Source organism: Streptomyces sp. JK94 (assembly GCF_053613315.1).
Map to the genome: position 1 here is coordinate 1 of NZ_JBSICH010000053.1, position 21218 is coordinate 21218.

The window sequence follows — 21218 nt, forward strand, 5'->3', positions numbered from 1 at the left end:
GGTCCTGACGCCGACGCCGGGCATCGACGTCAGGACCGGGGAAAGAGGGTGGGCCTCCAGCAGGGCGTTGATCTGGGCTTCCAGAGCCCGGCGCTGGGTGTGGACGGCGGCGAGCGAGGCGGCCAGGGAGGGCACGACGATGTCGAGGGTGCCGGTGCCGGGCACGACGACGGTCTGCTCGTCGAGCGCGGCGAAGACGTCGTCGATCAGCCGGACGGCCATGCGTGGGGCTTTCGGTCGGATCAGGTCGACGAGTCTGCGGCGGCCGGCCTTGCGCAGGGCGGACGGGGAGCCGTAGCGCTCCAGCAGCCAGGTGACGGCCTGGTGGTCCAGGCGCGGGCCCAGGACGCGTTCAAGGCTGGGGTGGAACTGGGTGAGCAGGCCGCGTATCCGGTTGGAGGTGCGGGTGGCCTCGGCTGCGAGGTCCTGGTCGAAGCCGACGAGGACCGTGAGTTCGGCGGTGATCTCGTCGGTCAGTTCCAGGGACCGCAGGGTGTGCGGCATGGTGCGGGCCGCGTCCGCGATCACCGCGGCGTCCCTGGCGTCGGTCTTGGCCTCGCCCGGGTAGAGATCGGCGATCCGGCGCATCGCCAGTCCGGGCAGGTAGGCGACCTTGCAGCCCGCGTCCCGGGCCACGGTCAGGGGCAGGGCACCGATCGAGGCGGGCTGGTCCACGATCACCAGGACGGTGCCGAACTTCGCGGCCAGCTTGTCGAAGACGGCCCGCAGCTTCGGCTCGCTGTTGGGCAGCTGCTTGTCGAAGACCTTCTTCCCGGCCGGGGTGAGGCCGTGGCCGTGGTGAGTGGTCTTGCCGACGTCCAGGCCCAGGAACACGCCCACGTCTTCGGTGTCGAACATCGCGCCCTTCTCGGGGTGTCGAACGTGCCGGCCTCGGCAGTGGTGTCGTACTCGCGCATCCACGTTATGCAGACCTGCCGTCCGCGAACTGCCCGGCGTTGCGCCGGACCGGACGGTGGCCGGACCTCTGATCAGCGTCTCCGACGGCACCTCCCGGGCCCGGTGACACCACCCCCCAGGTCATCCGTTCGACAGGGGGCAAAAGTCATGCCGGACCCGGAGGCCAGCGGCCCCGTTGCGGGACCGCGGAAAACATAACGGGGCGGGCTCCGGGGAACCGACGGGGTAGTGCAGCACCGGCTGCCAGTCGTGGCGGTGCAGGACCGAGAGGTGGGGCCAGCCGAGGCTGGTGGGTATCAGCAGCAGGCCGCCGTCCCCGGTGGACGTCACGCCGTCTCCGAGCTTGTCGACCGTGATCCGCCCCGCCGACTCGTCCAGCTCGACCGCCGGGGACACCGCGGCCAGCGCCCCGGCCAGGCCCTTGCGCCGCAGGATCTCCGTCTTGTGGCGGGCGTCCGCCGCGAGGGGGTGGCGCAGCCGGGACCAGGCCTCCGCGAAGAACGCCTCGTCGCAGTCCCGCGCGAACTGCCGCAGCCAGCCCCGGATGCGCGGCGGATCGGCCAGCAGCCGCTCACTGAAGCGCAGCTGCTGCGGCCCCCGCGCGGCGGCCAGATCGAGCGCGCGCCGGCGCACTCCGGCGTCCGTGAGCGCCGAGACCCCCTCGGGGCCGTGCGGCGGGACGCAGGTGAACTCCAGCGCCGCGTCCACGAACTGCTCGTCGGACAGCTTGTCGAGCAGGTCCAGGTCCTCGGCGAGGGTGGCGCCGGGCAGCGCGCCGCGGCCCGGCACCCCCGCGCAGGGCAGGAAGAGGTCCGAGAACGTCGTCCGCCACAGGAAGTCGGCCTCGCACATCCGGTCGGCCAGGTGGGGGTCGAGCCGGGTGGTCACGCCCGTGGCCCAGCCCCGCAGGCCCGGGTGGTGTCCCGCCTCGGACAGCGCGTGCAGTGCCATGCCCAGCTCGGCCAGGGGCGAGGGCACGACGGCGACCCTCTCCGGCCGCAGCCCCGCGATGTCGATGTGCACGCTCATGTCCTCATGGTGCACCTCGTCACTGACAGCGCCGGCGTCGATCGGCCGGTGCCGTCGACCGACCGGTGCCGTCGACCGACGGGGCCGCGGTGACGTACCGGCGCGGCCCGGACCCTCCGGCGGGGGGCGCGGCTTGTGGGGTCAGCCAGGCGGGTGGCCGGGCAGCCGGGCGGTCGGGAGGTCGGGCAGCGAGGGGGGCGGCTGCTCATCCGCTCGGTCAACCGTTCGGCCGCTCGGCCGCTCGGCCGCCCATGCGCTGGGCCAACTGCTCAGCCGGTCGGCCGCTCAGCCGGTCAGCCTGGCCAGTCCGGCCGTGAAGTCGGCCACCGCGGCCCTCACGTCGTCGGCCGTCCACCGGAGGCCCGCCTCCTCCACCCCGACCTCGGTGACGGCGAGCCCGGGCCCGGGGGACTGCCAGCCCCGGCTGAAGAGCATGGTGCCGGTCTCCTCGCCCTGCCGGACCGCGGCCTCGCCGACGACCTCGGGGCCGTACGGCAGCCAGACCTGGAACTCGTGGGTGTGCGGCACCTCGGGGTGCACCCGCGCCCACGGCAGCCCGGCCGCCGCGAAGCCGTCCCGCAGCGCGGCGGCCACCACGCGCGCGTGGGCCACGTACTCCGGCAGCCGGGGCAGCTCCCGCTCCAGACCGGCCAGCGCCGACAGCACCGTGGGGAACTGCTGGAAGACCGCGCCGCCGTACCGGTGGCGCCAGGCCCTGGCCTCCTCGACCAGGGTCCGGGGGCCGGCGAGGGCGGCGCCGCCGTAGCCCTTGAGCGACTTGTAGAACGAGACGTACACGCTGTCCGCGAGGCCCGCGATCGCGGGCAGCGGGCGGCCGAAGTGGACGGTGGACTCCCACAGACGGGCACCGTCGAAGTGGACCACCGCGTCGCGCTCCCGCGCGGCGTCGACGACCTCGGTGAGCTCCTCCCAGGTGGGCAGCACGAAACCGGCCTCCCTGAGCGGCAGCTCCAGCATCAGCGCCCCGAAGGGTTCCTCGAAGTCGCGCACTTCGTCGGCGGTCGGCATCCGGGGCTCGCTGGTCAGCCGGGCCGGGCGCAGTCCGCTGACCCGGCTGAAGGCGTTGCGTTCGTGCATCTCGGGGTGACTGAGCCCGTGCAGGGCGACGACGGGGTTGCCGGTGCGGCCCGCCCAGCAGCGCAGCGCCACCTGCTGGGCCATGGTGCCGGTCGGGAAGAAGACGGCCGCCTCGGTGCCGAGCAGGGCGGCGGTCCGCTCCTCCAGGGCCTCCACGACGCCGTTGCCGTACATGTCGGACGGTTCGTCGAGGTCGTACAGCTCGGCGGCCCCGTCCAGCAGGGCGAGCCGCTCGCGCAGCGTCGTGCCGAACCCCGGCCCGGCGAGCACGCGCCGGGCGCCGCGATGGGCGGCCACGCGCCGTTCCCGGAGCCGCGGGCCCCGCTCCTCCGCCGGCTCCGCCCCGGCCGGTTCCGGCGCCCCGGCCCCCCGCTCGCCCGGTGCCGCCTGCCGGCCCCCTCCCACGGGCCCGCCGCCTCCCACGGGCCCGCCGCCTCCCACGGGCCCGCCGCCTTCCGCGGGCCGGTCCGCTTCCGTGGGCCGGGCGCTTTCCGTCGGTCCGTCGCCTTCCGTGGGCCCGTCCCGTTCCGCGCGCTCGTCCTGTTCCGCCGTATCGCTCATGCCGGGATCATGCCGCGCGTGCGCCGACGCGGGCACCCGGGTTTCCCCGCCGCTTCCGTCCCGCCCGACCACGCGCGCGTGGAGGTGCTCCGCACCCCCGCACGGAAACCCACAGCCTGTGGACAACCGGACGCGCCCCGAACCAATCGCGTTAACATGACGAGAAATCGTCCGGTACCCCGAGCGGACTGGAACGGGAAGGCCGCCGTCGCGTGAACACAACCCACCTGCCAGACCCCAAGGACCGCCCCGCGCGGCTCACCGTCGGCGTCGTCGGCGCCGGACGCGTGGGCCCCGCGCTGGCCGCGTCCCTGCAGCTCGCCGGGCACCGCCCGGTCGCCGTCTCCGGTGTCTCCGACGCCTCCAGGCGGCGTGCCGCCGCGCTGCTCCCGGACGTGCCGCTGAGGGAGCCCGCCGAGGTCCTCCAGCGTGCCGAGCTGGTCCTGCTGACGGTCCCCGACGACGCCCTGCCGGGCCTGGTGGCCGGGCTCGCCGAGACCGGCGCGGTACGGCCGGGCCAGCTGCTCGTGCACACCTCCGGACGGTACGGCGCCGGCGTCCTGGACCCCGCGCTGCGCGCCGGCGCCCTGCCGCTGGCCCTGCACCCGGCGATGACCTTCACCGGCAGCCCCGTGGACGTCCAGCGCCTGGCCGGCTGCTCGTTCGGCGTCACCGCCCCCGAGGAGCTGCGGATGGCGGCCGAGGCCCTGGTCATCGAGATGGGCGGCGAGCCGGAGTGGATCGCCGAGGAGAAGCGCCCGCTGTACCACGCCGCGCTCGCCCTGGGCGCCAACCACCTGGTCACCCTGGTCGCCCAGTCCCTGGAGCTGCTGCGCACGGCCGGTGTCGAGGCGCCCGACCGGATGCTCGGCCCGCTGCTGGGCGCCGCCCTGGACAACGCCCTGCGCTCCGGCGACGCGGCCCTCACCGGTCCCGTCGCGCGCGGGGACGCGGGCACGGTCGCCGCGCACATCGTGGAGCTGCGCACCCACGCCCCGCAGGCCGTCGCCGGCTACCTGGCGATGGCGCGCGCGACCGCCGACCGGGCCCTGGACCACGGCCTGCTCAAGGCCGAACTCGCCGAGGACCTGCTCGGAGTACTCGCCGACGGAGCCGGTGGAGCGAGCACGACCGCCGGGACCGGCACGACCACCGGCGCCGCCGGGACCAGCACGACCGCCGGACCCGGCGAGACCGGTACAACCGCCGGCCCCGGTACGACCGGCCCCGACGCCCCCAGGCGCACCGAAGCCACCGAGGGACCCGAAGCCACCGGAGTCACCGAAGGCCCCGAACCCACCGGAGCCACCGAAGGCCCCGAACCCACCGGAGCCACCGAAGGCCCCGAACCCACCGAGGGCCCCGAAAGCCCCGAAGACGCCGAAGACCCGGGCCGCACCACCGGCACCACGGGCACCACCGGCACCACCGGCATCACGGGCACCGACCGCCCCGACGACCCCCACGGAACCGACGGCACCGAGGGAGACGCCCGATGACCGCCACTCCGCCCGCCCTGCTGCGCACCGCCGACGAGCTGCACGCGCGCGTGCGGGACGGTCGCCGGGCCGTCGTGATGACCATGGGCGCCCTGCACGAGGGCCACGCCACGCTGATCCGCGCGGCACGCGACCTCGCCGGCCCGGGCGGTGAGGTCGTCGTCACCGTCTTCGTCAACCCGCTCCAGTTCGGCGCCGGCGAGGATCTCGACCGCTACCCGCGCACCCTGGACGCCGATCTGGAGATCGCCGGGCGGGCGGGCGCGGACGCCGTCTTCGCCCCCGGCGTCGACGAGGTCTACCCGGGCGGCGAGCCCCAGGTCCGCGTCACCGCGGGCCCCATGGGCGAACGCCTGGAGGGCGCCTCCCGCCCCGGCCACTTCGACGGCATGCTCACCGTCGTCGCCAAGCTGCTCCACCTCACCCGCCCGGACCTCGCCCTCTACGGCCAGAAGGACGCCCAGCAGCTCGCCCTGATCCGCCGCATGGTCCGCGACCTGAACTTCGGCGTGGAGATCGTCGGCATCCCCACCGTGCGCGAGGAGGACGGCCTGGCCCTGTCCAGCCGCAACCGCTACCTCTCGCCCCGGGACCGCCGCACGGCCCTCGCCCTCTCCCAGGCGCTGTTCGCCGGCCTGGACCGGCACGCCGCCCAGGAGGCGCTGCGCGCGCGGGCCCGCGAGGTGCCCGCGACCCACGCGCGTGCCGAGGCACTCAGCGCCCTGGGCGAGTCCCGCGCGGCGGCGGACGCGCACGCCGTCGCCACGTCGGCCCCGGCGAGCGCCTCGGCGGTCCGCGCCGCCGCCCGCCTGGTCCTGGACGACGCCGCCCGCCTCGACCCGCCGCTGGAGCTGGACTACCTCGCCCTGGTCGACCCGTCCGACTTCACGGAGATCGGCGACGACCACACCGGCGAGGCCGTCCTCGCCGTCGCCGCCCGGGTCGGCGCGACCCGGCTGATCGACAACGTCCCCCTCACCTTCGGAGCCGCCTCGTGACCAGCACAGGCATACGACTGCACGCCCCCGCGCCCGGCTGGGCGGTCGACGCGGACGTGGTGGTCGTCGGCTCCGGCGTCGCCGGCCTCACCGCGGCCCTGCGGTGCGAGGCCGCGGGCCTGCGGACGGTCGTCGTCACCAAGGCCCGCCTCGACGACGGCTCCACCCGCTGGGCGCAGGGCGGCATCGCCGCGGCCCTCGGCGAGGGCGACACCCCCGAGCAGCACCTGGACGACACGCTGGTGGCCGGCGCGGGCCTGTGTGACGAGGAGGCGGTCCGCACCCTCGTCACCGAGGGCCCCGACGCCGTACGCCGCCTCATCGCCACCGGCGCGCACTTCGACGAGTCCACCGAGGGCGGCCTGGCCCTCACCCGCGAGGGCGGCCACCACCGCCGTCGCATCGCCCACGCCGGCGGTGACGCCACGGGCGCGGAGATCTCCCGCGCCCTGGTCGAGGCGGTACGCGCGCGCGGGATGCGCACCGTCGAGAACGCCCTCGTCCTGGACCTCCTCACGGACGCCGGAGGCCGCACCGCCGGCGTCACCCTGCACGTGATGGGCGAGGGCCAGCACGACGGCGTCGGAGCGGTCCACGCCCCCGCGGTGGTCCTGGCGACCGGCGGTATGGGCCAGGTCTTCTCGGCGACGACGAACCCGTCCGTCTCGACCGGCGACGGCGTCGCGCTCGCCCTGCGCGCGGGCGCCGAGGTGAGCGACCTGGAATTCGTCCAGTTCCACCCCACCGTCCTCTTCCTCGGCCCGGACGCCGAGGGCCAGCAGCCCCTGGTCTCGGAGGCGGTACGCGGCGAGGGCGCCCACCTGGTGGACGCGGACGGCGTGCGCTTCATGCGAGGGCAGCACGAACTCGCGGAACTCGCCCCCCGGGACATCGTCGCCAAGGGCATCATGCGCCGCATGCAGGAGCACGGCACCGAGCACATGTACCTGGACGCGCGCCACTTCGGCGCGGCGATGTGGGAGCACCGCTTCCCGACGATCCTCGCCGCCTGCCGCGCCCACGGCATCGACCCGGTCACCGAGCCGGTCCCGGTCGCCCCGGCCGCCCACTACGCCTCCGGCGGCGTCCGCACCGACGCCCGCGGCCGCACGACGGTCCCCGGCCTGTACGCGTGCGGCGAGGTCGCCTGCACGGGCGTGCACGGCGCCAACCGCCTGGCCTCCAACTCCCTTCTGGAGGGGCTGGTCTACGCCGAGCGCATCGCCGCCGACATCGCGGCGGGCCACGCGGCCGGCACCCTCCGCGCACGCGTGCCCGCACCACTCCCGCGGCCGGCCCACCCGGTGCACCCCCTCCTCCCGCCCGAGGCCCGCCTCACCGTCCAGCGGACCATGACCGAGGGCGCCGGCGTCCTGCGCTCGGCCGGCTCCCTCGCGCGCGCGGCCGACCGGCTGGACCACCTGCACGCCGAGGCCCGCGAAGCCCTGTACGAGAACGGCAAGACCTCCGAGCCGGGCGTGGACACCTGGGAGGCCACCAACCTCCTGTGCGTGGCCCGCGTCCTGGTGGCGGCCGCGCGGCGGCGCGAGGAGACCCGCGGCTGCCACTGGCGCGAGGACCACGCGGACCGCGACGACACGGCGTGGCGCCGCCACATCGTCGTACGTCTGAACCCGGACCGGACCCTCGCCGTGCACACCACGGAGACCGCAGACTTCCCCCCGACCACCCCCAGCCCCCAGGCCCCGCAGCGTCCCCAGGAGCAGTGACAGCAGTGAACACCCCCGACCTTTCCCTCGCCCCCGCCGGAGGCTGCGGCGACGGCTGCGCCTGCGGCGCGGACACCGACGAAGAGACCTTCACGGAGTGCGGCCTCGACCCCGCACTCGCGGCCCTCCTCCTGGACTCGGGACTCGACCCGGTGGAGGTCGAGGACGTCGCGAACATCGCCGTACAGGAGGACCTGGCGGGCGGCGTGGACGTGACGACGGTCGCGACCATCCCCGAGGACGCCGTGGCCACCGCCGACTTCACCGCGCGGGAGGCCGGGGTCGTGGCGGGCCTCAGGGTCGCCGAGGCGGTCCTGTCGGTCGTCTGCACGGAGGAGCTCGAGGTGGAACGCCACGTCGAGGACGGCGACCGCGTCGAAGCCGGCCAGAAGCTGCTCTCCGTCACCACCCGCACCCGCGACCTCCTCACCGCCGAACGCAGCGCGCTGAATCTCCTGTGCCGCCTGTCGGGCGTCGCGACGGCCACCCGCGCGTGGGCGGACGTCCTGGACGGCACGAGGACGAAGGTCCGCGACACCCGCAAGACGACCCCCGGCCTGCGCGGTCTGGAGAAGTTCGCGGTCCGCTGCGGCGGCGGCGTCAACCACCGCATGTCCCTCTCGGACGCGGCCCTGGTCAAGGACAACCACGTGGTGGCCGCCGGTGGCGTGGCAGCGGCCTTCCAGGCCGTCCGCGAGCGCTTCCCCGACGTCCCCATCGAGGTCGAGGTCGACACCCTGCACCAGCTCCGCGAGGTCGTCGAGGCGGGCGCGGACCTGATCCTGCTGGACAACTTCACCCCGTCCGAGTGCGAGGAGGCGGTCGCCCTGGTCGCCGGCCGAGCCGCCCTGGAGGCCTCGGGCCGCCTGACCCTCGCCACCGCCAAGGCGTACGCGGACACGGGCGTCGACTACCTGGCCGTGGGCGCCCTCACCCACAGCTCCCCGATCCTGGACATCGGCCTGGACCTGCGAGCGGCGGAGTAGAGCCATGCTGCTGACGATCGACGTGGGCAACACCCACACCGTCCTGGGCCTCTTCGACGGCGAGGACATCGTCGAACACTGGCGCATCTCCACGGACTCGCGCCGTACGGCCGACGAGCTGGCCGTCCTCCTCCAGGGCCTCATGGGCATGCACCCGCTCCTCGGCGACGAGCTGGGCGACGGCATCGACGGCATCGCCATCTGCGCGACGGTCCCCTCGGTCCTGCACGAACTCCGCGAGGTCACCCGCCGCTACTACGGCGACGTCCCCGCGGTCCTGGTCGAACCGGGCGTCAAGACGGGCGTCCCCATCCTCACCGACCACCCCAAGGAGGTCGGCGCCGACCGCATCATCAACGCCGTCGCGGCCGTCGAGCTCTACGGCGGCCCGGCGATCGTCGTGGACTTCGGCACGGCGACGACGTTCGACGCGGTCAGCGCGCGCGGGGAGTACGTCGGCGGGGTCATCGCCCCCGGCATCGAGATCTCGGTCGAGGCGCTCGGCGTCAAGGGGGCCCAGCTCCGCAAGATCGAGGTGGCCCGGCCGCGCAGCGTGATCGGCAAGAACACGGTCGAGGCGATGCAGTCCGGGATCGTCTACGGCTTCGCCGGCCAGGTCGACGGGGTCGTCAACCGCATGGCCCGCGAGCTGGCCGACGACCCGGACGACGTCACCGTCATCGCGACGGGCGGGCTCGCGCCGATGGTCCTGGGAGAGGCCTCGGTCATCGACGAACACGAGCCGTGGCTGACGCTGATGGGGCTCCGCCTGGTCTACGAGCGCAACGTGTCCCGCATGTAGCCGCCGCGCGCGGGGCGAACGTGTCCCGCATGCAGCCGCCGCGCGCGGGGCGGGCGCCGCGGGTGCCTCCCGCTCGGTCGCGTCCGAGCGGGAGGCCTCTTCCGCACCCGCCCGCCCCACCGCCCACGGCCTCCGCATCCGAGTGGCCCCCGCGCCACACCCACCCCCTATGCCTGGTTTGTCTGATTAGCGCGTATCGTCGCCGCATGCCCACGCCCTACGGATCCCGCGGCGGCATGGCGTTCGGTGCTCAGGAGCTGCGTGTGCTCCGGCGCGCCCTCGCCCTCGCCCTGAACCCCAGCCCCGCCTCGGCACAGGAGGCCGAGGACTGCCTCCGCCTCGCGGAGTCGCTCGACGAGGCGATGCGGGAGAGCGCCCGGTTGCGCGCCTTCCTGGTGGCCGACCTCGCCCGGTACCGCGCCGCCCTCCCGGGCACCGCCGTCGGCTACCTCGCGCTCCTGGACGAGGCGCTGAGCGCCGGGCACCGCCCGGACGCGGACGATCTCGCGGCCCTGGGGGCCCTGCGCGGCAACGCCACCGCGGCCGCCCTCCTGGCCCGCTGCCGCCCCCCGGGGGCCATGGCGGTCACGGCGCTCGCGACGCGGGCGGCCACCGTCGTCCTCCCTGCCGCGCGCACCCGTCTGCAGGCCCTCCCCGGTGGCCGGCAGCCCGACGGGAAGCCCGCGCAGAAGCCGGCCCCCCGCCCCGCCCCGGCCGCTCCCAAGCGCCCCGTCCCCACCCCGGGCGAGGTCTTCCCCCGCCGCAAGCCGGCTCCGCCCGCCCCCGGCTCGCGGCACCACCTCGTCGCCGGCTGAGCCGGGCTGGCTACCCTGGAGTCATGGACTACGTCTCCGCGCTCCTGCCCCCGGCCGTCATGGCCGTGTTCTTCATCGGCGTGATCAGGGTGATCGTGAAGACCCAGGGCGGCGCCAACAAGGCCAAGGAGGACGCGGCCGTCGACGCCGCGCTCGCGCGGGCGGAGGGTGCCCGCCCGTCCGCCCGCCCCGAGGCCTGACCCCGGCCGCACACCCGCGTACGACCCCCCGCGCCCCCGCGGAGGGTCGTACGCCCTTTTTGTGTCTTTTGGCGCTGAAGCGCACGTCCGGCACGCCGTCGCCGGGATCTCCCACTATCGTCGAAGCGTGCCTCGCCCATTGGGAGAACTCGAAGACGCGGTCATGACGAGGGTGTGGAAGTGGAACCGCCCCGTGACCGTTCGAGAAGTCCTGGAAGATCTGCAACAGGAACGGTCCATCGCGTACACCACGGTGATGACCGTTTTGGACAATCTCCATCAGAAGGGCTGGGTGCGCCGGGAGTCGGAAGGCCGGGCCTATCGATATGAGGCGGTCTCCACCCGCGCCGCCTACGCCGCCGCGCTGATGAACGACGCGTGGTCCCAGAGTGACAACCCCGCCGCCGCCCTCATCGCCTTCTTCGGCATGATGAGCGAGGAACAGCGTCAGGCGCTCACGGACGCCATCCGCATCGTGCAGGGGCCGGAAACCCCCGCACCCAACCCCGGCTCGGTACCGGACGCGGGCGAGCGATAGCGTCCCCCCATGCCAAAAGCCATCACCGTCCGGCGGGCCCGCACCGGCGATGTCCCGGACGTACGCCGGCTCCTCGACGCGTACGTCCACGACCGGATCCTGCTCGACAAAGCGATGGTGACGCTTTACGAGAGCATCCAGGAGTTCTGGGTCGCGGAACGGGACGACAACGCCGAGGTCGTCGGCTGCGGTGCCCTGCACGTGATGTGGGAAGACCTCGCGGAAGTGCGGACTCTCGCGGTGAAGCCCGGTCTGAAGGGCCTGGGCGTGGGGCACCGGTTGCTGGAGAAGTTGCTGGACACGGCGCGCCGGCTCGGTGTTCGCCGCGTTTTCTGTCTCACCTTCGAAGTGGACTTCTTCGTCAAGCACGGCTTCGTGGAGATCGGGGAGACCCCCGTCGACACCGATGTCTACGCGGAGCTGCTGCGTTCCTATGACGAGGGCGTGGCGGAGTTCCTCGGTCTCGAACGAGTGAAACCGAACACCTTGGGCAACAGCCGGATGCTTCTGCATCTGTGATCGTCGGGCATCGACGGTCATCCGCAGGACTACGCCAGGTTTATTCCGCCGACGGACCGTGCGCGGGTTCACGTGGGTTCCCTATGTCCGAAACGCGCACCTTTCCGGCCCGGAGGCGGGCTGCCGTCCTCCGCCGGGGGTTTGTGTTTTTCCGGCAAAAGCGGTTTGCTTTCCGACGTACTGCAGTACTGCATATAACAAGGGACGGCGATACGGCGGACGCCGGCGGACCTCCGGCCCTCACGTTATCGATGAAAGGAAATCCGGTGGCACAGAAGGTTCAGGTCCTTCTTGTCGACGACCTCGACGGTGGCGAGGCAGACGAGACCGTGACGTTCGCGTTGGACGGCAAGACGTACGAGATCGACCTCACCACCGCCAACGCGGACAAGCTCCGGGGGCTTCTCGACCCCTACGTGAAGGGCGGACGTCGCACCGGGGGCCGCGCCTCGGGCGGTCGCGGCAAGGCGCGAACCTCCTCCGGCGGCAGTCAGGACACCGCGGCCATCCGCGCCTGGGCCAAGGAGAACGGCTACGACGTCAACGACCGCGGTCGTGTCCCCGCGATGATTCGCGAGGCGTACGAGACGGCCAACGGCTGATCACCCGTCCCGCGCCACCGCCACCGGCATCGGTGACGCTCCGGGCACCTTCAGCGCGCCGTCCGGCGGGGACGCGGGGGCCGGAAGGGCGGGGCGAGCCGGACCCGCTGGCACTGAGTCGCCAGTGTGTGCACCAGTCGTGCGAGGTCGGGGGCGGTTCCGGTGCCTCCCACGGCCGACAGTGCCGGCAGCGAGGCCTCGACCTCGCGCCCCGGTTCCGGGGGCCGCAGCCAGACGGCGGCCCCCCGGCCACAACCCTCCGGGGTGTGCGGCGGCGGACCGGTCGAGCCGGGGCCACGGGAGCGGGGCGCGTCCATGAGGCCCCCGGTGCCGACCGCCGTGAGGCCGAGCGGCAGCGAGCCCCATTCGAGCCACTCCAGCAGCCCGGGCAGCTCCTCCGCGCTGCCCGCCGCCACGAGCAGCAGCATCCGCTCGCCCCGGACGGCAACCGGGAAGCCGTGCGCGGCGGTGCGGGGCCGCCCGAGTCGCTCCAGTGCCGCGCGGCCGGCCTCGACCGGAACCTCCAGGACGTCGAAGCGGACCCCCGTGCGGAGCCGCACCTCTGCCCCGGGGGCCGTCGGCCAGCCGAGCACGCTCTCGTACCACCACCGCAGGCGCTCCCGAGTGCCGCCCGGCCCGAGCGGCCGGCGGGGGAACGGCACCGCGGGGACCGGAGGGGCCGGAAAAGCCGGAGGAACCGGGAGCGGGGCGCCAACCATGCCAAGCGCAACAGCCGAAACGGCTTCCGGGTTACGCTGGGTGGCGCGGTGCATGCGCAGAGTGCCGGAGAAGGGGGCGCCCGGGGGTGCGGGGAGGCGCAAGGTTGTTCGCCCGTAGCGGAGGGAACCGGTGCGCGTGGCATGGAGTGTCCGTCCCGGCGGGTAAGACATCCCTAGTGGGAGGGGGCGACACGCAGATCGGGGCGTCTCACGTTCGCCATCGGCGTACTGGCGACTGGGGTAAGTGCCTGGCCTGCGGGAACATCGTCTCGCACCATCGGGTTGTGGCAGATGTCGGCGTCAGGGGTCAGGAGGCCATCGACGGTGTCGGCAGTTGGAATGAGCGGTCCCCGCTTGCGGGACTAAGCTGCGGAAGGACAGGGAGGGGAAGTTCCCCTTACTGCCTGACCGCTCTGAGGAGCGATTAACGATGTTCGAGAGGTTCACCGACCGCGCGCGGCGGGTTGTCGTCCTGGCTCAGGAAGAAGCCCGGATGCTCAACCACAACTACATCGGCACCGAGCACATCCTCCTGGGCCTGATCCACGAGGGTGAGGGTGTCGCCGCCAAGGCCCTTGAGAGCCTCGGGATTTCGCTCGAGGCGGTCCGCCAGCAGGTGGAGGAGATCATCGGGCAGGGCCAGCAGGCCCCGTCGGGTCACATCCCCTTCACCCCCCGTGCCAAGAAGGTCCTGGAGCTGTCGCTCCGCGAGGCCCTCCAGCTGGGTCACAACTACATCGGCACGGAGCACATCCTGCTCGGCCTGATCCGTGAGGGCGAGGGCGTCGCCGCCCAGGTCCTGGTCAAGCTGGGCGCCGATCTCAACCGGGTGCGGCAGCAGGTCATCCAGCTGCTCTCCGGTTACCAGGGCAAGGAGACCGCCACCGCCGGCGGTCCTGCCGAGGGCACGCCCTCCACGTCCCTGGTCCTCGACCAGTTCGGCCGGAACCTCACCCAGGCCGCTCGTGAGTCCAAGCTCGACCCGGTCATCGGGCGCGAGAAGGAGATCGAGCGGGTCATGCAGGTGCTGTCCCGCCGTACCAAGAACAACCCGGTCCTCATCGGCGAGCCCGGCGTCGGCAAGACCGCCGTCGTCGAGGGCCTCGCGCAGGCCATCGTCAAGGGCGAGGTGCCCGAGACCCTCAAGGACAAGCACCTCTACACCCTGGACCTGGGCGCGCTGGTCGCCGGTTCCCGCTACCGCGGTGACTTCGAGGAGCGCCTGAAGAAGGTGCTCAAGGAGATCCGCACCCGCGGCGACATCATCCTGTTCATCGACGAGCTGCACACGCTGGTCGGTGCGGGTGCCGCCGAGGGCGCCATCGACGCCGCGAGCATCCTCAAGCCGATGCTGGCCCGTGGTGAGCTGCAGACCATCGGTGCGACCACGCTGGACGAGTACCGCAAGCACCTGGAGAAGGACGCGGCCCTCGAGCGCCGCTTCCAGCCGATCCAGGTCGCGGAGCCGTCGCTGCCGCACACGATCGAGATCCTCAAGGGTCTGCGCGACCGGTACGAGGCCCACCACCGCGTCTCCATCACGGACGAGGCCCTGGTCCAGGCGGCGACGCTCGCCGACCGCTACATCTCGGACCGTTTCCTGCCGGACAAGGCGATCGACCTGATCGACGAGGCCGGTTCCCGGATGCGTATCCGCCGGATGACCGCGCCGCCGGACCTGCGCGAGTTCGACGAGAAGATCGCCGGCGTCCGCCGCGACAAGGAGTCCGCGATCGACTCGCAGGACTTCGAGAAGGCCGCCTCCCTCCGCGACAAGGAGAAGCAGCTCCTGGCCGCCAAGGCCAAGCGGGAGAAGGAGTGGAAGGCCGGCGACATGGACGTCGTCGCCGAGGTCGACGGCGAGCTGATCGCCGAGGTCCTCGCGACCGCCACCGGCATCCCGGTCTTCAAGCTGACCGAGGAGGAGTCCAGCCGCCTGCTCCGTATGGAGGAGGAGCTGCACAAGCGGGTCATCGGCCAGAAGGACGCCGTCAAGGCGCTCTCCAAGGCGATCCGCCGTACCCGCGCCGGTCTGAAGGACCCCAAGCGTCCGGGTGGCTCGTTCATCTTCGCCGGTCCGTCCGGTGTCGGTAAGACCGAGCTGTCCAAGGCGCTCGCGGAGTTCCTCTTCGGCGACGAGGACGCGCTGATCTCCCTCGACATGTCGGAGTTCAGCGAGAAGCACACGGTCTCGCGCCTCTTCGGTTCGCCTCCCGGATACGTGGGCTACGAGGAGGGCGGCCAGCTGACCGAGAAGGTCCGCCGCAAGCCGTTCTCCGTCGTCCTCTTCGACGAGGTCGAGAAGGCCCATCCGGACATCTTCAACTCGCTGCTGCAGATCCTGGAGGACGGTCGCCTGACCGACTCCCAGGGCCGGGTCGTGGACTTCAAGAACACGGTCATCATCATGACGACCAACCTCGGCACCCGGGACATCTCCAAGGGCTTCAACCTCGGCTTCGCCGCCGCGGGGGACACCAAGACCAACTACGAGCGCATGAAGAACAAGGTCCAGGACGAGCTGAAGCAGCACTTCCGGCCCGAGTTCCTCAACCGCGTCGACGACGTGGTCGTCTTCCCGCAGCTGAGCCAGGAGGACATCCTGCGGATCGTCGACCTGATGATCGACAAGGTCGACGAGCGCCTCAAGGACCGGGACATGGGCATCGAGCTCTCCCAGTCCGCCAAGGAGCTGCTGTCCCAGAAGGGTTACGACCCGGTGCTGGGCGCGCGTCCGCTGCGCCGCACCATCCAGCGCGAGGTCGAGGACACGCTGTCGGAGAAGATCCTCTTCGGCGAGCTGCGTCCCGGTCACATCGTGGTCGTGGACACCGAGGGCGAGGGCGACGCCCGGATCTTCACCTTCCGGGGCGAGGAGAAGTCGGCGCTCCCCGACGTCCCGCCGATCGAGCAGGCGGCCGGCGGCGCGGGCCCGAACCTGAGCAAGGAGGCGTAGCCCTCCGGGGTGAGCCTGGAAAGGGGGCTGCCCGGGACTTCGGTCCCGGGCAGCCCCCTTTCGCCGTGCCGCGTCAGCGTTCGTCCAGGACGACTTCCGCGTCCGGGAAGAGGGCGGCGAAGGGTGCGGTGTCGAAGCGGGCGCCGGGGGCGGTCTGGAGCACGACGGTGCGTACGCCGGGCACCAGGGCGGGGACGGCCGACACGTCCTCGTCCCCTTCGAGGGCCGCGAGACTCAGGCTGACGACGCCGGGGAGAACCGGCATCGGACCCAGGCCGTCCGGGAGAAGCGACACGTTCAGATACAGGGCTGTGAGCAGTGGCAGCCCGGTGATCTCCGTCCAGTCCCCCGCGTCGAGTGACAGGCCGGGGCCCAGGCTGAGGTACTTCACGCTCTGCCAGTGGGACAGCCCGCGAAGCCCGGTGCCGTCGACGGCCGTGAGGCCGAGGAAGAGGAACTCGAACGGTGCGGCCAGGGGAAGGGCGTCCGTCAGTCGGCTGCCCGGAAGCTCCTGCGTGAGGGAGAGGAAGCGGAGCGAGTCCATCTCGCGCAGACCCGACAGGTCGGCCACGTCACTGAGGGCCAGTTCCCTGAGCGGAAGCGCCGAAAGGCCGCCGAGCCCCCGGGCCGAACGGCACCCGACGAGCTGCAGGCGCCGCAGCGACCCGAAGGCCGACAGCTCACCCAGGTCGGTCAGACCGGGGTCGTCCGCGACGTGCAGTGTCTCGACCGCGTCCGGCTCCCTCACACGGCCGGTGATCCCGGACACGCTGCCCGCGCCACGGAGGTCCAGGCGGCTCCACGGCCGCATGTGGGCGAGGGTCGCGCGCTGCTCGTCCGTGACGCAGTTCAGAAACAGGTCCGTGCGGTCCAGGTGGTCGAGGACCTCCCTCGCGTACTCCCGCGCGTCGAACCGCTCCCACGTCCCGACCAGCTGACGCCGTACGTCCAGCGCGCCGTGCTCCCGGAACCGGCGTAGCAGAGCCAGTGCCCCGCCCGGCTCCTGCTCCGCCAGCCGGGAGGCCGCGACCGTGACCCCGTGTGCCTCCGCGTCCGTGAGTCCCTCCGGCCCCGGCAGCAGCTCCAGTACCAGCGGGCCGGCTTCCGCGAGCGCCTTCCCCTCCTCCTTCGAGCCCGGCGGAATCAGCCGCGCGGCCCGCGCCTCCACCTTTCCCCGCACCGCCGGGTCCAGGGCCGTCGCGTGCTCCAGGCAGGCCAGGGCCAGCAGCGTCAGCCGGGGCTCGTCCTCCGCCAGCAGCCGCCGCAGCAGCACCGCCCGCTCGCCGGGCCGGGCGTGGGCCACGGCCATGCGGATCACGTCCTCCCACTGGGTGTCGTCCGCGTGGGCCGCGATGACGTCGAGGTGGCCCTCCTCGACCGCGTACCGCGCGCCCAGGTAGTCCTGGAAGGTGCGGTGGACGAAGTCCAGCACCCCTTCTCCGGGCCGGCGGAGCAGGCCGCTGCGCAACAGCAGGGCCCGCAGCACCTCCGCCGCGTCACCCTGCCCCGCCGCCGAGGCGACCGACGGCAGCGCGCGCTCCACGATGCCCTGCGCCGTCTCCACCTCCATCTCCGTGCGCCCGCTCAGTACCAGCGCGTACGCCAGCCGCTGGAGCAGCTCCAGCTGCGCCTCCTCGCCCAGCTCCACCGCCTCCATGCCCCGCTCCCGGTCCCGGCGGACCAGCAGCATCGTGAGGGCGGCGTCGTACAGCTCCTTGCGTCCCGTGGGGAGGTAGCCCCGCCGTTCCCGGTGCAGGGCGCAGATCAGACCGCACATCAGCGGGTTGGTGGCGAGACGGGCCAGGTCGCGCTTGGTGCGCAGGGCGTCGAGGAGTCTCATCTCGTACTCGGGGGCGTCGGCCGCCGCGTGCCAGCGCCGTACGAACGTCGCCACGTCGTCCCGGCGCATCGGGGTGAGGACCAGTTCCCGGAAGCCCTCGGCGGCCAGCCAGTCGGGGCGTACGGCGGTGGGGCGGGAGGTGAGCAGCCAGCGGTTGCCGGGGAAGGCGCGGATCAGGGCGAGGAGCCAGTCGCGGGCGCGGTGCCGGTCGGCGGTGGGGAGCTCGTCCAGGCCGTCGACGAGGACCAGGCCCCGGCCGGTGCCCAGCACACGCTCCGCCCAGCCGTCCGGCGGGGTGAGCGGGCAGCCCACCGCGGTGAGGAAGGCCGCCGGGGCGGGCAGCGCGCCCGCCCGGACCAGGGTGCGCAGGGGCAGGACGTACGGGACCTGGTCCCCGCTCCGCGCGGCGGTCACCGCCAGCCACTGCACCAGGGTCGTCTTGCCGGAGCCCGCGTCGCCGCGCAGCAGCACGCGGTCGTGGGTGCTCAGGGCGTCCTCGGCGAAGAGGCGGACGACGCGTTCCGGTTCGGTGTGCTCGCCCGGGAGGGCGGCGCGTTCCTCGGTGGCGGTCGCCTCCAGGCTCAGGTAGGCGACCTCCAGGGGCCACCGGTCCGGGGAGTCGCGCAGGTCGATGCCGTAGATGGTGATGCGCTGGTGCCGCTCGGCCGCGTAGGGCAGGTACCGGCGTTCGAAGGCGGTGTCGCGGGCGTCGGGGCGCGGGGTGCGGGCGATCAGTTCGTCGACCTTGGCGATCAGTTCCGCGTGCCACCGGGACTGCTCCACCAGGGTCCGGGCGACGAAGGTGGAGCGCCGGGTGAAGAACTCCAGGATGTGCAGGCAGGCCCACTCCGTCACCGAGTCGAGGAAGTGGCAGGCGTCCGCGGACAGACCTCCGGTGGCCGAGGGCGCCCGGCACTGCAACTGCTTGGCCAGCTCCTGGTGGCCCAGCCGGACCGCCTGGACGTCGTCCATGTCCAGGTCGCCGAGGGCCAGCAGACGGGTCGTCAGGGCGTCGGTGACGGCCTCCGTCTCGTCCGCCGGGAAGGGCGGCTCGCCGGGGGAGTCCAGGGACGCCCCGACCAGCCGCCCGGCGAGCCTGCGCACCTCCGCCTCACCGAGGTGGCGCCGCTCGCCCCGGAAGGAGACCAGGCGGGCCAGCCGGACCGGCCGGTCGACCAGTCCGGCGCCGGGACCGCCCGTCACGAAGAGCTTCTTCACCAGTGGGGCGACCAGGCCGGACGCCAACTTCCCACCGAGCACCGCCGGTTCCATGCACCACCCCCGTGGTCGGCCGACCACGGGAGCCTATCGGGCGTCAGGACAACTGGCCGTCGTAGTCCGGGAGCTTGAAGCCCTTCTCGGCGTGGCCGCCCGACAGGTCGGTGGCGCTGTTGCCGATGTTCGCGATGATCGTGTAGCCCTGCGACTCGATGTCGGCGCGCTGGGCCGTCTTGTACTCGGCGACACCGCGGAACAGGTCGAGGAAGCCGCGGACGTAGAGACCGGAGGACTCGTAGCCGGCGTGGGCGAGGTTCCACTCGGTGGGCGCCTCGATGATGCCCGGCCGGGCGGTCACGAAGAACAGGGCGACACCGCGCTCCTGGGCGTACTCGGCGACCTCCAGGACCGGCCGGTTGGCGGGCTGGGGGTAGCGGAAGCCGAAGTCGGTCTCCAGCGAGGTGTTGTCGACGTCGAGGACGATCGCCTGCTTCTCGCCGGGCCGGGCGCCGGCGATGCGTTCCTTCAGGTACGGCAGTGCCTGGTCCATCACGGCCTGGCAGTCCCTCTGCCAGGTGTCGTAGCCGACGTCCGCGGCGGCGGACGCCCCGGTGGCGGACGCGGCGACGCTGGTGGGGGTCGCGGCGTCCGCCGGGGCGGCGAGGGCGACGAGGGCGGCCGTGGAGACCGCGCTCACCGTCGCGCGGCGCAACCAGGGGCGTCTGTTCATGAAGATCCTCTCGCGTCCGTACACGCTGCTGCTTGTCGAGTGCATGCTCGGTGGTGCGGGTGGCGCGAGAGGAACCGTAGGGTTACCGGACGGTAATCTGCCACCCCCCTGCGTGAATTGACGAGATTCCGCCGCCGGGTCCGGTCCGGGAGCGCGGGCCCACCGCGCCGGAGGCGGGAGGTGGGAGGCGAGGGGCGGGGCGGGGAGGCGGTCCGTGGCCGGCCGGGCGGCGGAATGCTCGTGGCCCGGCCGTACGGCCCGCACGTCGTCGAGGTCCGGGCCCCCGGGGGGGTGCGCGGTGCCCGGCGCGGGGAGTCGGTCGCGGCGCCCGGTACGGGGAGTCGGTCGCGGTGTCCGGCTCCGTACCGGCCGCGGGTGCCTCGCGCGGGTCCGTCCACCCCGCCCTCGGCCGTGCGACGGGCCGCGCCACCGTAGCCCCCGTCACATTCACGCTTCCCTCGATCGTGCCTGCCGGTGACATGCCGCACAGGCCGTTCGCGGTGTACTACGAGGAATAGTGGGCGCCGCAAGAACTACGAAAACGGACACTTCGGACCAGGGTGGTGGGAGTTTCCCGCGCCCCTGAGCTGGTTTTGTCCGGAATGAGGGCTCTGTCGTGAGTGGTGAAGTTTTACGCTGAAGTACTACATAGGGTCGTAGGTCACACCTTTGTGCGGTTCGGGGCCGCCGGGTTACCAAGGTGGAGCCCGCCCGGCGACCGCCCAGTGCGTCCCGTCGGAGGGGCTTTCCTCCGCACCCGTCCCCATGAGGTTCGAATGTTCCCGCGTGTCACGTCCCGTTCTTCCCGTACGACCCTCCGCACCCGCGCCGCGGTGATGGCCGCCGGCCTCGGCGCCTCGGTCGCACTGGGAGCCGGGGTCGCGGCCGCCACCGGCACCACGGCGGCCTCGAACACCTCCACCGCCGCGAGCGCCGTCGAGGCCCAGGCCGCGGCGCAGGCCAAGGCGGCGAAGGCCGAGAAGGCCACGAGCGCGAAGACCGTCGCCGCCAAGGAGACGGCCACCAAGAAGAAGGCCGCCTCCTGGGTGGACCCGGTGAAGAAGTACACGCTCACCGCCGGCTTCGCCCAGAACGGCGGCATGTGGGCGAGCAAGCACAGCGGCCAGGACTTCGCCGTGCCGGTCGGCACCAACGTCGTCGCCACGCACGGCGGCACCGTCGTCAAGGCCGGCGGCAACGGCGCCGGTGACGGCCCCGCCTACGGCAACGCCGTCGTGATCAAGCACGGCAACGGCACGTACTCCCAGTACGCGCACCTGTCCCAGGTCAACGTGAAGGCCGGGCAGATCGTGAAGACCGGCCAGTCGATCGCCAAGTCCGGCAACACCGGCAACTCCAGCGGTCCGCACCTGCACTTCGAGATCCGCACGACCCCGAACTACGGCTCGGCCGTCGACCCGGTCGCCTTCCTGCGCGCCAAGGGCGTGACCGTCTGACGG

Annotated in this window: 17 protein-coding genes and 1 pseudogene; 12 read left to right on the forward strand and 6 right to left on the reverse strand. The window is 72.9% G+C overall.

Annotation, left to right across the window (positions count from 1 at the left end; genetic code table 11):
* The 3 genes and pseudogenes from ACVV2G_RS31900 to ACVV2G_RS31910 all read right to left on the reverse strand — a co-directional run.
* The coding region (locus ACVV2G_RS31900) for an IS110 family transposase (protein ID WP_453845108.1) at positions 1 to 858 on the reverse strand (858 nt) is incomplete at its 3' end.
* 261 nt (positions 859 to 1119) lie between these two features.
* Positions 1120 to 1947: pseudogene (locus ACVV2G_RS31905) on the reverse strand (DUF5937 family protein); the annotation flags it as partial.
* A 285-nt stretch (positions 1948 to 2232) separates the two neighbouring features.
* Positions 2233 to 3606: a threonine aldolase family protein gene (locus ACVV2G_RS31910; protein WP_453846278.1), complete on the reverse strand. Its 1374-nt coding sequence runs from the start codon at positions 3604 to 3606 to the stop codon at positions 2233 to 2235.
* A gap of 212 nt (positions 3607 to 3818) precedes the next feature.
* On the opposite strand from ACVV2G_RS31910, the gene ACVV2G_RS31915 reads away from it, so the two are divergent.
* The 10 genes from ACVV2G_RS31915 to ACVV2G_RS31960 all read left to right on the forward strand — a co-directional run bounded on the left by ACVV2G_RS31915 (position 3819) and on the right by ACVV2G_RS31960 (position 12295).
* Positions 3819 to 5105 carry a Rossmann-like and DUF2520 domain-containing protein gene (locus ACVV2G_RS31915; protein WP_453846279.1) on the forward strand — a complete coding sequence of 429 codons (1287 nt, stop codon included), beginning with the start codon at positions 3819 to 3821 and terminating at the stop codon, positions 5103 to 5105.
* Positions 5102 to 6103: a pantoate--beta-alanine ligase gene (gene panC / locus ACVV2G_RS31920; protein WP_453846280.1), complete on the forward strand. Its 1002-nt coding sequence runs from the start codon at positions 5102 to 5104 to the stop codon at positions 6101 to 6103. The genes ACVV2G_RS31915 and panC overlap by 4 nt, the downstream gene beginning before the upstream one ends.
* The gene (locus ACVV2G_RS31925) at positions 6100 to 7833 is read left to right on the forward strand and encodes an L-aspartate oxidase (RefSeq protein WP_453846281.1); all 1734 of its coding nucleotides are present in this window, start codon (positions 6100 to 6102) and stop codon (positions 7831 to 7833) included. Before panC ends, ACVV2G_RS31925 begins: the two co-directional genes overlap by 4 nt.
* Positions 7834 to 7838: 5 nt before the next feature.
* Complete coding sequence (nadC, locus tag ACVV2G_RS31930; RefSeq protein WP_453846314.1) at positions 7839 to 8819, forward strand: carboxylating nicotinate-nucleotide diphosphorylase; 981 nt, start codon at positions 7839 to 7841, stop codon at positions 8817 to 8819.
* 4 nt (positions 8820 to 8823) lie between these two features.
* Complete coding sequence (locus ACVV2G_RS31935; RefSeq protein WP_059302165.1) at positions 8824 to 9621, forward strand: type III pantothenate kinase; 798 nt, start codon at positions 8824 to 8826, stop codon at positions 9619 to 9621.
* A 206-nt stretch (positions 9622 to 9827) separates the two neighbouring features.
* Positions 9828 to 10436, forward strand: coding sequence for a hypothetical protein (locus ACVV2G_RS31940; protein WP_453846283.1), 609 nt, complete (start codon positions 9828 to 9830; stop codon positions 10434 to 10436).
* 23 nt (positions 10437 to 10459) lie between these two features.
* Complete coding sequence (locus ACVV2G_RS31945; RefSeq protein ID WP_107478769.1) at positions 10460 to 10636, forward strand: hypothetical protein; 177 nt, start codon at positions 10460 to 10462, stop codon at positions 10634 to 10636.
* Positions 10637 to 10775: 139 nt separating this feature from the next.
* Entirely contained in the window at positions 10776 to 11174 is a 399-nt protein-coding gene (locus ACVV2G_RS31950; protein ID WP_453846315.1) for a BlaI/MecI/CopY family transcriptional regulator, read from the forward strand.
* Positions 11175 to 11183: 9 nt separating this feature from the next.
* Complete coding sequence (locus tag ACVV2G_RS31955) at positions 11184 to 11693, forward strand: amino-acid N-acetyltransferase (protein ID WP_453846284.1); 510 nt, start codon at positions 11184 to 11186, stop codon at positions 11691 to 11693.
* Between the two features lie 266 nt (positions 11694 to 11959).
* Positions 11960 to 12295, forward strand: coding sequence for a histone-like nucleoid-structuring protein Lsr2 (locus ACVV2G_RS31960; protein ID WP_453846285.1), 336 nt, complete (start codon positions 11960 to 11962; stop codon positions 12293 to 12295).
* Between the two features lie 50 nt (positions 12296 to 12345).
* Here ACVV2G_RS31960 and ACVV2G_RS31965 read toward each other — a convergent pair whose 3' ends face one another.
* Positions 12346 to 13014: an SCO3374 family protein gene (locus ACVV2G_RS31965; protein ID WP_453846286.1), complete on the reverse strand. Its 669-nt coding sequence runs from the start codon at positions 13012 to 13014 to the stop codon at positions 12346 to 12348.
* A 430-nt stretch (positions 13015 to 13444) separates the two neighbouring features.
* On the opposite strand from ACVV2G_RS31965, the gene ACVV2G_RS31970 reads away from it, so the two are divergent.
* Positions 13445 to 15970, forward strand: coding sequence for an ATP-dependent Clp protease ATP-binding subunit (locus tag ACVV2G_RS31970; protein ID WP_453846287.1), 2526 nt, complete (start codon positions 13445 to 13447; stop codon positions 15968 to 15970).
* 73 nt (positions 15971 to 16043) lie between these two features.
* Here ACVV2G_RS31970 and ACVV2G_RS31975 read toward each other — a convergent pair whose 3' ends face one another.
* Positions 16044 to 19082 (reverse strand): NACHT domain-containing protein, encoded by a 3039-nt coding sequence (locus ACVV2G_RS31975; protein ID WP_453846288.1) that lies wholly within the window; start codon positions 19080 to 19082, stop codon positions 16044 to 16046.
* Positions 19083 to 19125: 43 nt separating this feature from the next.
* A complete protein-coding gene (locus tag ACVV2G_RS31980; protein ID WP_453846289.1) occupies positions 19126 to 19758 on the reverse strand; it encodes an HAD family acid phosphatase in 633 nt (210 codons plus the stop codon).
* A 776-nt stretch (positions 19759 to 20534) separates the two neighbouring features.
* Between ACVV2G_RS31980 and ACVV2G_RS31985 the strand changes: the two genes are divergently transcribed.
* Positions 20535 to 21215 (forward strand): M23 family metallopeptidase, encoded by a 681-nt coding sequence (locus ACVV2G_RS31985; protein ID WP_453846290.1) that lies wholly within the window; start codon positions 20535 to 20537, stop codon positions 21213 to 21215.
* The last annotated feature ends 3 nt before the right edge of the window (positions 21216 to 21218 follow it).